At 68.8% G+C, this 13315-nt stretch carries 6 protein-coding genes and 1 pseudogene; 4 read left to right on the forward strand and 3 right to left on the reverse strand.

Annotated features, from left to right (window positions below; all coding sequences use genetic code 11):
* Positions 1 to 154: 154 nt before the first annotated feature.
* Positions 155 to 6685: pseudogene (locus JZ792_RS24880) on the reverse strand (SDR family NAD(P)-dependent oxidoreductase); the annotation flags it as partial.
* A 339-nt stretch (positions 6686 to 7024) separates the two neighbouring features.
* Between JZ792_RS24880 and JZ792_RS24885 the strand changes: the two are divergent.
* A complete protein-coding gene (locus JZ792_RS24885; protein WP_216913935.1) occupies positions 7025 to 7705 on the forward strand; it encodes an SGNH/GDSL hydrolase family protein in 681 nt (226 codons plus the stop codon).
* Here JZ792_RS24885 and JZ792_RS24890 read toward each other — a convergent pair.
* Entirely contained in the window at positions 7702 to 8340 is a 639-nt protein-coding gene (locus JZ792_RS24890) for a TetR/AcrR family transcriptional regulator (RefSeq protein WP_216913937.1), read from the reverse strand. The genes JZ792_RS24885 and JZ792_RS24890 overlap by 4 nt on opposite strands.
* 259 nt (positions 8341 to 8599) lie before the next feature.
* On the opposite strand from JZ792_RS24890, the gene JZ792_RS24895 reads away from it, so the two are divergent.
* The 3 genes from JZ792_RS24895 to JZ792_RS24905 all read left to right on the forward strand — a co-directional run bounded on the left by JZ792_RS24895 (position 8600) and on the right by JZ792_RS24905 (position 12500).
* A complete protein-coding gene (locus JZ792_RS24895) occupies positions 8600 to 10036 on the forward strand; it encodes a DHA2 family efflux MFS transporter permease subunit (protein ID WP_216913939.1) in 1437 nt (478 codons plus the stop codon).
* A 205-nt stretch (positions 10037 to 10241) separates the two neighbouring features.
* Positions 10242 to 10748, forward strand: a complete 507-nt coding sequence (locus JZ792_RS24900) for a hypothetical protein (protein WP_216913941.1) — start codon at positions 10242 to 10244, stop codon at positions 10746 to 10748.
* A gap of 294 nt (positions 10749 to 11042) precedes the next feature.
* Entirely contained in the window at positions 11043 to 12500 is a 1458-nt protein-coding gene (locus JZ792_RS24905; protein ID WP_216913943.1) for an FAD-binding protein, read from the forward strand.
* Positions 12501 to 12637: 137 nt separating this feature from the next.
* Here JZ792_RS24905 and JZ792_RS24910 read toward each other — a convergent pair whose 3' ends face one another.
* Positions 12638 to 12883, reverse strand: coding sequence for a S1 RNA-binding domain-containing protein (locus tag JZ792_RS24910; RefSeq protein ID WP_109527119.1), 246 nt, complete (start codon positions 12881 to 12883; stop codon positions 12638 to 12640).
* Positions 12884 to 13315: the final 432 nt, after the last annotated feature.

The following is a 13315-nucleotide window of genomic DNA, read 5'->3' on the forward strand; positions in this document are numbered from 1 at the left end:
ACTCCGGCGGCACCATGATGTCGCATTCGCATGAGGTCGGTATTTCCTTTCTGACGACCCGGCGCCGTCTCGTCGACGACGCCGGGTCAGGGATGAATTGACGAACTGTGCCGCTGCCGCCCGCTGTGACGCCCGGGACGCGGCGGCGGCCGACCTACCCCAGGCTCGCGGGGTCGTTGTCGAAGAACTCGAACAGTTCGTCGTCGGCGGCGCTGCCGAGTTCGGAGATCACGGCATCGTCTTCCTCGCCCCGCACGGCGCGCAGGAGTTCGTCGAGGCGGTCGGCGATATCGGTCCGCTCGGCACTGCTCAGTGCCGCTGCCGTGAAACCCGAAGCGATGGTGTCGATCTCGGCGAGGATGCGCGCCGCGGCCGCGTCGGCCGGGACGATCTCCTCGCACATGTACCGAGCCAGGATGGCCGGCGTCGGGTAGTCGAACACCACCGTCGTGGTCAGCTTGAGCCCGGTCGCCGACTTGAGCCGGTTACGGAACTCCACCGCGCCGAGGGAGTCGAAGCCGAGGTCGGTGAACGCCTGGCCGGGCCCGATCTCGTCGGGCGAATCGTGCCCGAGCACGGCGGCGGCATGCGACCTGATCAGATTGAGCATCGTGCGCTCCTGATCCACCGGACTCATCGCGAGCAGGCTCTTCGCCAGCGACGAGGACTCGCCCGCCTCCCCCGCGCCACCACCGGCACGCCGAGGCGCGGCCCGCAGCAGACCGCGCAGCGGCGGCGGCAGCAGTGTCGGATCATCGGCGCCCGCGGCCCTGATCGCCGCGAGATCGAGCCGCGCGGCCACCGTGAGCGCCGCACCCGTCGACAGGGCGTTGTCGAACATGACCACACCGTCGGCGGTGTCGATGCCGATCATGCCGTCGCGACGCATACGCGCCCGGTCGATGTCCGACAGCTCGGCGGTGATGCCGCTGGCCTGCGCCCAGAGTCCCCACGCGATCGAGGTCGCGGGCAATCCGAGTCGCTGCCGGTGCTGGGCCAGTGCGTCGAGATAGACGTTGGCGGCGGCGTAGTTCGCCTGCCCCGGACCGCCGAGCACACCGGCGACCGAGGAGTAGAGCACGAACTCCGCCAGCCCGAGGTCCCGGGTGGCCTCGTGCAGGTTCCAGGCGGCGTCGACCTTCGGACGCAGCGCGGTCTCCACACTCTTCGGGGTCTGTGCCCCGAACACCGCGTCATCGGTCACGCCCGCCGTGTGCACGACCGCGGTCAGCGGGTGGGCCTGCGGGATGTCGGTCAGCAGCGCTGCCAGCGCGTCGCGGTCGGCGACGTCACAGGCGGCGATCTCGACATCGGCGCCGAGCGCGATCAGTTCCTCGCGCAACTCGCTCGCACCGGCCGCGGCCGAACCACTGCGGCTGGTCAGCAACAGGTGACGCATACCCCTGGCCTGCACCAGGTGGCGCGCGATCTCCCCGCCGAGCACGCCCGTACCGCCGGTGACGAGCACCGTGCCCTCGGGATCGAGCAGGGCCGGAATCGTCAGCACGTTCTTGCCGACGTGCCTGGCCTGGCTGAGGAAGCGGAACGCCTCCGGCGCCCGGCGCACGTCCCAGGTGGTGACCGGAAGTGGTTCCAGCGCACCGGACGCGAACAGCGCCACCAGTTCGGTGAGGATCTCGTGCAGCCGGTCGGGTCCGGCTTCCATCAGCACGAATCCGCGGTAGGCGACACCGGAATACTCCTGCGCGATCTTCTCCGGATCACGCACGTCGGTCTGGCCCATCTCGATGAACCGACCGCCGCGCGGCAGCAGCCGCAGGGACGCGTCGACGAAATCGCCTGCCAGCGAGTCGAGGACCACGTCCACGCCGCGCCCATCGGTCGCGGCCAGGAACTTCTGTTCGAAGTCGAGGGTGCGCGAGTTCCCGATATGGGCGTCGTCGTAGCCGATCTCGCGCAGGGTCTTCCACTTCGGCTCGCTGGCCGTCGCGTAGACCTCGAGCCCGAGGTGCCTGGCCAGCTGGGTCGCCGCCATGCCGACACCACCGGTGGCGGCGTGGATGAGCAGCGACTCCCCCGCCCGCACGCCCGCCAGATCGACCAGCGAGTAGTAGGCGGTGCCGAAGACCGCGGGGACGGCCGCCGCTTGCGCGTAGGTCCACCCCTCGGGCATGGCGGCCACCATGCGCTGATCGGAGACGACGGTGGATCCGAGTCCGGAGAACAGGCCCATCACCTTGTCGCCGACGGCGAATTCGGTGACGTCGTCGGCGACGTCGACGATGATGCCCGCGCCTTCACCGCCGATCGGCGCGTCCGGGTCCGGGTACATGCCGAGCACGATCAGTACGTCGCGGAAGTTCATGCCGGAGGCCCGCAGTCGCACCCGCACCTCACCGGGCTGCAAGGGCTCGCTGTCGGAATTCTCGACCAGCACGATGTTGTCGCCGTGCAGCGTGCCCTTGCCGAGCGAGGTCAGCAGCCATGGCCGGGTACCGACCAGGGCGGATCCGGCCGCGCTGTCCGCGCCGGGACGGGCGAGGCGGGGTACGTGCGGCACGCCGCGCCGGAACGCGACCTGCCCCTCGGAACCGCCGAGCGTCGCGGCGACGGCGGCGCGGTAGTCGTCCGCGTCGTCGACGTCGATGAGCTGGATACGGTCGGGCTGCTCGGCCTGCGCGCTGCGCAGCAAGCCCCACACCGGCGCCACCGCCAGGTCACCGATCGCCTCGGCGCCTTCGATCGAGACCGCGTGGCTGGTGACAACCACGAGGCCGACATCGGTGTTGCGCTCGTCGGCGAGCACGTCCTGTACCCGCCGCAGCACCGTGGTCACCGTGGCGCGTACCGCGTCCGGGCCCGGCACGTCGGTGGTGTCGCCGCCGAAGCGCAGCACAACGGCCTTGGCGCTCGCGGTGGTGACCACCTCTTCGTACTCGTTCTCGACGTCGGCGTAGTGCTCCCAGTTCCCCTGTGCCGCTTCGACAACCGGCTGCGGTACCCAGGTGAGCGCGTACAGCCCCTCGGCGGCGGCCGTCTTCGTGGACCCGCCGAGCGCGTCACGTGACATCGCCCGCAGCGACAGCCCGTCCACCGTGACGACCGGTGCGCCCGCCGCGTCGACCGCGGTGATCGACATCCGATCCGTGCCGGTGGCGGCGAGTCGAACGCGCACCGCCGTGGCACCGACCGCGTGCAGGGTGACGCCCTCCCACGCGAACGGCAACCGGATCTGGTCGCCGTCGGTATCGCCACCGGCGACGGCCATCGCGTGCAACGCCGCGTCGAGCAGCGCCGGGTGGATCCCGAAGGCTCCCGCCGCGCCGCGCGCCTGCTCCGGCAGTTCCACCTGGGCGAACAGTTCCTCGCCACGCTGCCAGACCGCGCGCAGACCCTGGAACACCGGACCGTAGCCATAGCCCGCGTCGGCGAGTTCGGCGTAAGGATCACCGATCTCGACCGGGGTGGCACCGGGCACGGGCCAGATGGCCGACTCCGCCGTCACGACCGCGGGTATGTCGTCGACGACCAGCGAGCCGGTGGCGTGCACCGTCCACTCCGCCTGCTCGCCCTCGTCGTCGAGCTGCTGGGGCCGCGAGTAGATGGTGATGGGCCGGTCGTCGCCGGAACCACCGACCACGGCCTGCACCTCGACGCCACCCCGCTCGGGCAACACCAGGGGTGCCTGTAGCACCAGTTCACCGATCCGGGGGACGCCGAGCTGGCCACCGGCCAGCAGGGCGATCTCCACGAACGCGGTGCCAGGCACCAGGATCGAACCGCCGACCACGTGATCGGCAAGCCAGGGCTGGGCCCTGGTCGACAACAGGCCGGACAGGAGCACATCGTCGCCGCCGCTCGCCTGCGTGATCTTCGCGCCGAGCAGCGGGTGATCGACCACGCCGAGGCCGACGCCCGCGACGTCGCCGGTCCCGGTCGGCTTGTCCAGCCAGTAGCGCCGGTGCTGGAACGCGTAGGTCGGCAGGTCGACCTGCGCGACCGCGCGCACATCGACGCCCTGGGTCCAGTCGACCGCGGTGCCCGAAGCGTGCGCGGCGGCCAGACCCGCGTAGAACGCGATCGGCTCGTCCTGCTTGGGTCGCAGCAGCGAGGTCGCCACGGCGACGGCCTCGTCGACACCGTCGTTGAGCACCTCGTCGACCAGGGTGGTCGAACTCGCGCCGGGGCCGACCTCGAGGAACACCGTCGCGCCGAAATCATGCGCGGCGCGCACGCCGTCGGCGAAGCGGACCGCCTCGCGGACGTGGCGCACCCAGTATTCCGGGGTGCACAGCTGCTCGGGCTCGGCGACCGCGCCGGTGACATTGGAGATGATCGGGATCGACGGCCGCTGGTAGGTGAGCGACGCGGCGACCGCGCCGAACTCGGCGAGCATCGGCTCCATGAGCGGCGAGTGGAACGCGTGGCTCACCCGCAGCGGCTTGACCGTGTGTCCGAGCGAGCGCAGCTCCGCCGCGATGTCGTCGACGACCGCGGCCGCACCCGAGATCGTCAGCGCCGACGGGCTGTTGATCGCGGCGATGGCCACATCGGCCTCGCGGCCGGACAGCAGCGGCAGCACCGCCTGCTCGTCCGCGCGCACCGACAGCATCGCGCCACCCTCGGGCAGCGCCTGCATGAGCCTGCCACGCGCGGCGACCAGGGTGGCCGCGTCGTCCAGCGACAGCACACCCGCGACGTGGGCGGCCGAGATCTCGCCGATCGAGTGTCCGAGCACCAGATCCGGTCGGACACCGAAACTCTCGGCCAACCGGAACAGCGCCACCTCGACCGCGAACAACGCCGCTTGGGTGAAGGCGGTGCGGTCGAGCAGCGCCGCCTCGTCGGTGTCGGGCTCGGCGAAGACGACCTCGCGCAGCGAACGCCCCAGTGCGGGGTCGAGCCGCGCGCACACCTCGTCGAAGGCTGCGGCGTACACCGGATACCGCTCGTACAGCGCATGTCCCATGCCGACGCGCTGCGCGCCCTGGCCGGGGAACATCACCGCGGTCTTGGCCGAACTGCCCGCCACACCGACCGCCACGTTGACCCCGGAATCGGACGTCGCGGAGTCTTCGACGACCGCACCGGCCGTCTTCAGCGCCGCGATCAGTTCCTCGCGGGTGCTGCCGAGCACCACCGCGCGATGGGCGAACCTGGCGCGCCGGGTGGCCAGCGAATACCCGATGTCGGCGGGCGAGTACTCGGGGTGATCGTCGAGGAAGGTGCTCAACCGGGCGATCTGATCGGACAGCGCGGGCGCGGTGGCCGCGGAGACGACCCATGCCGTCGCCGCGGGCTCGACCTGCGCGACACCGGCCGCCTCGGGCTCGCTCTCCTCGGTGGTGGTGTCCGGCGCCTGTTCGAAGATGACGTGGGAGTTGGTGCCGCTGATACCGAAGGCGGACACCGCCGCCCGGCGCGGACGGTCGACCTCGGGCCACCGCGTGGCCTCGGTCACCAGTTCCACCGCACCCGCGTCCCAGTCGACCTGGTGCGACGGCTCGTCGACGTGCAGGGTCGGTGGCACCGTCCCGTGCCGCATCGCCATGATCATCTTGATCGCGCCCGCCACACCGGCCGCGGCACTGCTGTGACCGATATTCGACTTGATCGAGCCGAGCAGCAGCGGCGTCGTGCGGTCCTGGCCGTAGGTGGCCAGCAGCGCGTTCGCCTCGATCGGGTCACCCAGTGGGGTACCGGTGCCGTGCGCCTCGACGACGTCGACGCCGGACGCGGGAATCTTGGCGTTGCGCAGCGCGGCTTCGATGACCCGCCGCTGCGACGGGCCGTTCGGCGCGGTCAGACCGTTGGACGCGCCGTCCTGGTTCACCGCGGATCCGCGCAACACGGCCAGGACGGGGTGGCCGTTCTTCTGCGCGTCCGAGAGTCGTTCCAGGACAAGCAGTCCGACACCTTCGGACCAGGTGGTGCCGTCGGCGGCGGCCGCGAACGCCTTGGCCCGCCCGTCCGCCGAGATCACGCGCTGACGGGAGAAGGCGATGAACGCCTCCGGTGTCGGCATGATCGTCGCGCCGCCCGCCAGTGCCAACGAACATTCGCCCGACCGCAGCGAATTCGCGGCCTGATGGATCGCCACCAGCGACGACGAGCACGCGGTGTCCAGCGAGACCGCGGGGCCCTCGAGGCCGAGCGAATAGGCCACCCGGCCCGACGCGACGCTGGAGGTCCGGCCGATCAGCAACCAGCCCGCCAGACCACTGCGGTCGTCCATGATGGTCGGGCCGTATTCGACCTCGATGATGCCCGCGAACACACCGGTATCGGTGCCGCGCAGAGTATTCGGGTCGATGCCCGCACGTTCGAGCGCCTCCCAGGCGACTTCGAGCATATGCCGCTGCTGCGGTTCCATCGCCAGGGCTTCACGGGGGCTGATACCGAAGAAGGCCGCGTCGAAATCGGCGGCGCCGCCCAGGAATCCGCCGTGCGAAGAGTACGACGTCCCTTCGTGGTCGGGGTCGGGGTGATAGAGACCGTCCACGTCCCAACCGCGATCGGTGGGAAACTCCGAGATCACGTCACGACCGTCGGCGACCATCTGCCACAGATCCTCGGCGGATTCGACACCGCCGGGATACCGGCAACCCATGCCGATCACAGCGATGGGCTCGCTCGACCGGTATTCCACCTCCTGCAGACGCTGCCGGGTGCGATGCAAGTCGATTGCGGCTCGCTTCAGGTATGCCCGAAGCTCCTCTTCGGTCGCCATTGCGCGTCTCCTCCGATGAACGATGTGATTCGCGGTTCGCCGATTCCGACGCGACTTCGCGTGGATCGCACTCCGACTTGCGCGTTCGCCGTCGATTACTCCGACGGCCGACATCACCATCGTCAACGGACCTGGCACGCGCTGGAACCCCTAGCTACTCCCCTACCCGCCGCACAACCGTTCGGATGGCCACCTGCCGTCGACCGGGGTAGCGTTCGTCTCGGCGACATGACCGACTTGACGACTTCCACAGGTGCGTGCGTAAATAAGAACGATCGTTCGTTCAGCGCGCATACGACCGTAATCGGACGCCAAGGGGAGACAGGGCCGGAAATGACCTCGCAGACCTGGACAGAAGAGACCGACCCCGACTGCATCGATGACGCCAGCGCCGCGGCGATGCTCGACGGTGCCCCGTGGCGGCGGCTCGCCGTCATCGGCGACAGCACCGCCATCGGCCTCGGCGCGCCCTACCGCGGCTACCGCAGGCTCACCTCGTTCGCCCGAATGGCCGACACGTTGGCGATGGCGGTCGGCCCCATCAACTACATGAACCTCGGCACCCCGTGGGCTACCTCACGTGAAGTCGTCGAGGGACAGAAAGACCTGATGGTGGCGTTCAAGCCGGATCTGGTGATGATCTCGTGCGGCGGCAACGACCTGATGGTCGATACCCCCGACTACGCGGCGATCGCGGCCAATCTCACCGAACTGTTCGAGGCAGGCAAGAGCGTCGGCGCGCAGACGATGACAATGACCCTGGCCGACGCCTTTCCCGACCAGTCGATGGTGCGCTTTCGGAGCAGTTTGGCGCGGCTCAACGAACTGGTGCGCAAAATCGCCGCCGAGCACGACGCGATCCTGATCGACCTGTGGCATCACTCGGTCGGACATCGCCCCGACGTGATGAGCAACGACCGGATCCACTTCAACATGTCGGGCCACGCCGTGCTCGCCGCCGAAGCCGTCAAGGCGCTCGCGGCTCATATTCCGCAGCGGGCCAACACCGTTTAGCCGATCAGGGCCGGCGCGCGGTCCCCACCGATGGCGCATTCGCCCAGCAACCGCAGCATCGTGACGCGCGCGCGGTCGAAAACGGCCGGGTCGCCGAGCAGGATCATGTCGGACGCGGCGGCCCGCTCGATCGCGGCCAGTTCGAACGCCAGTTGAGCCGGGTCGGTCTCGGCCGAGATCTCGCCGAGTTGCTTGGCCTCGATCACGGTCTGGCGGTGAAACTCGTGCCACTGCTGCCAGACCGACACGATCGCGTCGCGTACCCGTCCCGGCCGTGCGCCGTATTCCGATCCGACCGACAGGAAGAAGCACGCGCCGCCCGAACCGATGTCCTCGTTGAGATGGTCGATCCAGGCTTCACAGAGGGTGCGCAACCGGACGAGGCCGGACGGCTGACGCAACGCGGGGCTGATCACCGAGGCGATGAACTCGGCCTTCGCCTCCTCGATCGCCGCCAGCTGCAATTCCTCCTTGGAACCGAACAGCCCGAACACGCCGCTCTTGCTGGCACCGAGCGAGGTTGCCAGGCGCCCGATCGTGAGCCGGTCCAGCCCCTCGACCGCACCGACCCGGACCGCCTCTCGCAGGATGGCACGGCGGGTGTCCTGCCCACGCGCGGTCTGGATATCGCTCATCGACCCGAACTCCTCTCCCGACAAAAGTCCGATACGCCCGTTGTCGCGCGTACCCATCACCCACGATAGCCGAACAATCGTGCGGCCAGCTGGAGCACCCGACGGCAGTCGAGGCAGCACCGCTTGCATGTCCAGAGCACCCGTGCGTAAATAGATGCGTACGAACGTTCGGTTCATTACTAGACTGAGAGGTCGTCATGAACGTTTTCCCCTCCACCGCGCACCCGCGCGGGCGGTGCGACGATCGGACAGGTGAACGATGACTGACAAGACGTCGACCGAAGCGCCGTCCGCGGTGGAGCCCCGTCGCGTTCTGCTGATCACCGCGCTGGCCACCTTTGTGGCGTTCCTCGACATGTCCGTGGTGAACGTCGCGTTCCGCAGCATCGCCGAGGACTTCTCGGACACGTCGCTCTCCACGCTGTCCTGGGTCGTGAGCGGCTACGCCGTGTTCTTCGCGGCGGTGCTCACCCCGGTCGGCCGCTATGCCGACCTGATCGGCCGCAAGACGGTGTTCCTGTGGTCGCTGCTCGGCTTCACCGTCGCGTCCGCGTTGTGCGCCGCGGCGCCGACCATCGAAGTCCTCATCGGCGCTCGCGCACTGCAAGGTATGGCGGCGGGTGGCATGATTCCCGCCGCGCTCGGCCTGGTTCTCGGCGCGTATCCGCCGGAGAAGCGGGTCGCGGCGGTCGCGGCATGGGCAGGCGCCGCATCGGTGTCCGCGGCGTTCGGTCCCGCGGTCGGCGGCTTCCTGGTGTCGGCCTTCGATTGGCCCGCCATCTTCCTCATCAACGTCCCCGTCGGTATCTTCGCCCTGATCGCGGGCCGCGCCTGGCTGCCCGAGATCAAGGTTCCCTCCTCCGTACGGCCCGATCCGATCGGTGCCATCCTGGTCGCGGTCGGCGTCGGCGCGGCGGTAGTGGGGTTGACCCAGGGCGGCCAATGGGGTTGGACCAGTCCGGCCTTCCTCGGCTGCACCCTCGGCGGGCTCGTGTTCCTCGCGCTGGGCATCCTGCGCTCGATGCGCACGCCGGTGCCGACCTTCGAGGTCGACCTGTGGCGCAATCGCACCTTCGCCTCGGCGAGCGCCGTCTCCTTCCTGTTCGGCATCGTGATGTTCGCCTGGCTCCTGGCGACCCCGCTGTGGACCCTGCTCGTCTGGAACTACTCCGTCTGGGAAACCGGTCTGGCCAACACTCCCGGCGCCTTCACCGCGGCGGTCGGCGCGGCCATCGTCGGCAAGTCCAAGCACCCCGACATCGCGCGCCTCGCGACCATCGCGGGCACCCTCTGCTTCGGCGTCTCGGCGGTTCTCTTCGCGCTCCTACTCGATGAGACGCCGCGCTTCTGGACGGTGTGGTTCCCGGTCGGCCTGCTCCTCGGCCTCGGCATCGGCCTGGTGATGACGGCGGTGTCCAGCGCCGCCGCGACCTCGGTGCCGGAGGAGAAGTTCGCCTCGGGTTACGGCATGAGCACCACCGCGCGCCAGATGGGCGGCGGCTTGGGCATCGCGGCCTTCGCCGCGATCACCACGTCGGTCACCACCGGCTGGCTCGACGGACTGCACACGGTGTTCTGGTTCAGCGCCATCGCGTGCATCCCCGTAGTCCTGGCTGCCCTTCCGATGGGTCCGACCGTTTCGACACCGATCCCCGAGACCATCGCCGAGCCCGCGCCTTCACCGACACAGGCATAACCGCATCCCTCGGGCGGGGCCGCGGATCACTCATTCGCGGCCCCGTCGAGGTGTTTCCGGGCACGGCGCGCACCGTGAGCGCGCCGGTACCGCAAGGGCGAACCCAGCCTTCGAGCGCGGTGAGCGCATGGACTGCGATCGCTCGAAATCCCACCACCGGTCACGGCCGCGAACCTCCGTTTCTCCTACCGATCAGGAGCCTCGTATGTCCACCAAGGAACTGAGCCCGAGCGACGGCTCGAGCAGGTCGCCATTGTTGAAACGCGGTGTCGTCCAGGTCGCCGCGGCGGCGAACGTAGTTTCCGGCATAGCGTCGTTCGCGCTCGCGGCAGACCTCTGGAAACTCGACGACGGCCTGTCGACCCCGCTGCTCTACCTCATCGGAGCACTGTGCTTCGTCGCCGCGATCGTCACGGCGTGGGGCAGCCGCGTGGTCGGCGAGGGGGTATGGATCGTGGGGGTGGTCGCGATCGACGCCGTCGTGACGATCGCCTTCGTCGCGACAATGATCCTGTCGTGGAGTCGGATCACGCTCTCCGGCGGCTATCTCGCGCTGGCCGGTGCCTCCCTCGCGACCCTCGCGTCGCTGGCGACAGTGGCGGTGACAGTGGGGACGGGAGAGGTGGACGCTTCAGCGAGTTCGGGGCACCGGCCGTCGCGGTTACCGAGCAGAGACCCTCGCGGACAGCTTCTTTCGCCCCAGTTCAACTGATCACAGCGGTGACCCCGTTGCCGGGGAACTCTGGTGCGACCCCTGCGATCCGCCATGAGCGGCCGAGCCGATCGCGATACCTCGGATAGCGGCCCGGTACTCGAACAGGTCCCGCACCCGCGTCCGACCGCGCCATCGAGAGGCGAGCCCAGGTAGGGGTCGGGGTAGGGGTGGCGACGGTACCGGCTGTCGCCTGTGATATCCGTAACATGTTGTCAGACAAGAATATTCGCGATACGGAGAGCTGGATTGTCCGAGATTTCCTCGACCGAACCGAATCCCGACCGTAGCGGTATGAGTCGACGTCGAATGCTCGCGGGCACCGCCGCGGTGATCGGCTTCGACATCGTGGCGGGCCAGTGGATCACCCACGGCACCGCCGCGGCGCAGTCCCCGTTCGACGATGTGCCGGAGCTGGACGGCGAACTTCTCCTGGACAACGGCGCTCGCGCCGGTATGTCCACCGACCGCGGCCAGATCGTCAGCAGGATGCCCGCGGCCGTTCTGCGTCCCGGCTCGGCCACGGACATCCAGAAGATGATCCGGTTCTGCTGTCAGCGGCGGATCCCGGTGAGCGCGCGCGGTGACGGCCACGCCACCCACGGCCAGTCCCTGACCGACGGGCTCGCGATCGAAACCCGTTCGTTGACAGCGATTCACGAGATATCCGACGATCACGTCGTCGTGGATCCGGGCATCTTCTGGGGCGACCTGGCCGTCGCGACGTACAACGCGCGTCGCCGCACGCCACCGGTGATCCCCACGATCACCAAATTGACCGTGGGTGGCACACTCTCGGTCGGCGGCGCGGGCGCCAACGTCCATTTCGGGCTGCAAACCGACAACGTGCTCGAACTCGACGTCGTCGACGGCACCGGCACCCTGCGCACCTGTTCCGCGACCCTGAACCGGGATCTGTTCGAGGCGGTGCTGGGCGGTCTGGGTCAGTTCGGCGTGATCGTTCGCGCCACCATCCCGCTGATCCCCGCGCCGACACGGGTGCGGGAGTGGCGATTCAACTACCTCTCCACCGCCGATCATGTCGCCGACACTCGCCTGTTCACCCTGCGCGGTGAGCTCGACGAGGTGCACTCGGAATGGCTGCCGGGGTCCACCGGCCCGGTGCGGCTGGTGACGGTCGCGAAGTACTTCGAACCCGGTGCCGAACCCGATGGCGGACATTATCTGCGCGGCGGGACCATCCCCGGTGTGCTGGCGATCCAGGAGGACTACAACTGGTTGCCGTATCTGCTCCGCAGCGACGCCCTGGTCGATCCGCTCGTGAACCTCGGCTACGACCAGCTGCTCAAGCCCTGGTTCGACGTGATGCTGCCCGACTCGGTCGCCGCGGACTTCATCGCCGCGGAATTTCCCGAATGGGCGCCCGAGATCATGGGTCTCGGCGTGATGGACCTGAAAACGGTGCGGCGATCCCGAGTGTCCAACCCGATGTTCCGGCTGCCCGACCCGGACGGCAGCGATCTCTACCACACGCTGAGCGTGCTGCGGACCTCGCTACGTCCGGGCCCCGACCCCGCCTACGTCGAGTACTGGCTGACCCGCAACCGCCAGATGTACGAGCGGGCACGCGCACTCGGCGCCGTCCGATACCCCGCCGACTCCCAAGACTTCACCACGGCGGACTGGGCCGCCGAGTACGGCGACCGCTGGCCCGAACTGGTCGCCCGCAAACGTCGTTACGACCCCGAGTCGATCCTCGGCATCGGCGTCGACATGTTCGCCGGCGCCTAGAGGAGTTGCGCCAAGGGGGTTGGCGTGTATAGCGCCGTGTTGGTGGGTGACGGGGTTGGTTGTCCGAGTAGCTCGGTTTTGTGACCGCATACGATTGCTGGTGTGGGGCCGGTCCGAACCTGGCCCCACACCAGGTGTTACCGGGCGGGAGCGACGCTCAGTCGCGGCGGTCCCCATTCTGCGATGCGAACCGGCATCGACTCACCGACCTGTGGGGTCCGGTCCCATGAATCCTTGTGCAGCAAGCCATGAATTCCGGGCGCGACCTCGACGAACGCGCCGAACGGAACAACCGATACCACGGTCGCGTCGACGACGGCGCCGACCTCGTGCCCATCCTGGAATGCCTGCCATACGGCAAGCGAAACCTCATGAGAGGACATTGATTTCACCTCCTTTCGCAGTCCCGAGAGATCGTGGGATGCGTTCGGAGGGCGGGCCTCTGGCCCGCGCCACGCTCACCGCGCGGCCGGGAACCCCGTCTGTGTACGGCTTACAGCCGACCCGGCAGTCACGAGTGCCAGGGTAACAGAGCCGAGAAGGCGCACCGCACGACCGCCGTCGGAGGTTCGGCCCTGATTGATGGAATATTCTGCGCGGGAATCGATTCCGAAAGTCGAGGCCGCGATGTCGGGCGACAGCGTCGGATAAGAACCAGATCCCCCGGACCGGCACCCGCCCGGTACGTTGCCGGTCAACGGGGCCATCGTCGGTGGCTCCCGAGCCGCATGCCGAAAGGGACGCGAACTTCGCGGCGCCGCGACCGGCGGATCATCGAGCGGATCGCCGTCGCAGCCCCATCCCCACACTCCCAC

Origin of the sequence: Nocardia noduli (assembly GCF_019038455.1) — a bacterium.
Lineage (GTDB): Bacteria > Actinomycetota > Actinomycetes > Mycobacteriales > Mycobacteriaceae > Nocardia > Nocardia noduli.

Coding starts and splice junctions, on each gene's coding strand:
- JZ792_RS24900 (WP_216913941.1), top strand. CDS start 10,242: ATGTCCACCAAGGAACTGAGCCCGAGCGACGGCTCGAGCAGGTCGCCA.
- JZ792_RS24890 (WP_216913937.1), bottom strand. CDS start 8,340: ATGAGCGATATCCAGACCGCGCGTGGGCAGGACACCCGCCGTGCCATC.
- JZ792_RS24895 (WP_216913939.1), top strand. CDS start 8,600: ATGACTGACAAGACGTCGACCGAAGCGCCGTCCGCGGTGGAGCCCCGT.
- JZ792_RS24905 (WP_216913943.1), top strand. CDS start 11,043: ATGAGTCGACGTCGAATGCTCGCGGGCACCGCCGCGGTGATCGGCTTC.
- JZ792_RS24885 (WP_216913935.1), top strand. CDS start 7,025: ATGACCTCGCAGACCTGGACAGAAGAGACCGACCCCGACTGCATCGAT.
- JZ792_RS24910 (WP_109527119.1), bottom strand. CDS start 12,883: ATGTCCTCTCATGAGGTTTCGCTTGCCGTATGGCAGGCATTCCAGGAT.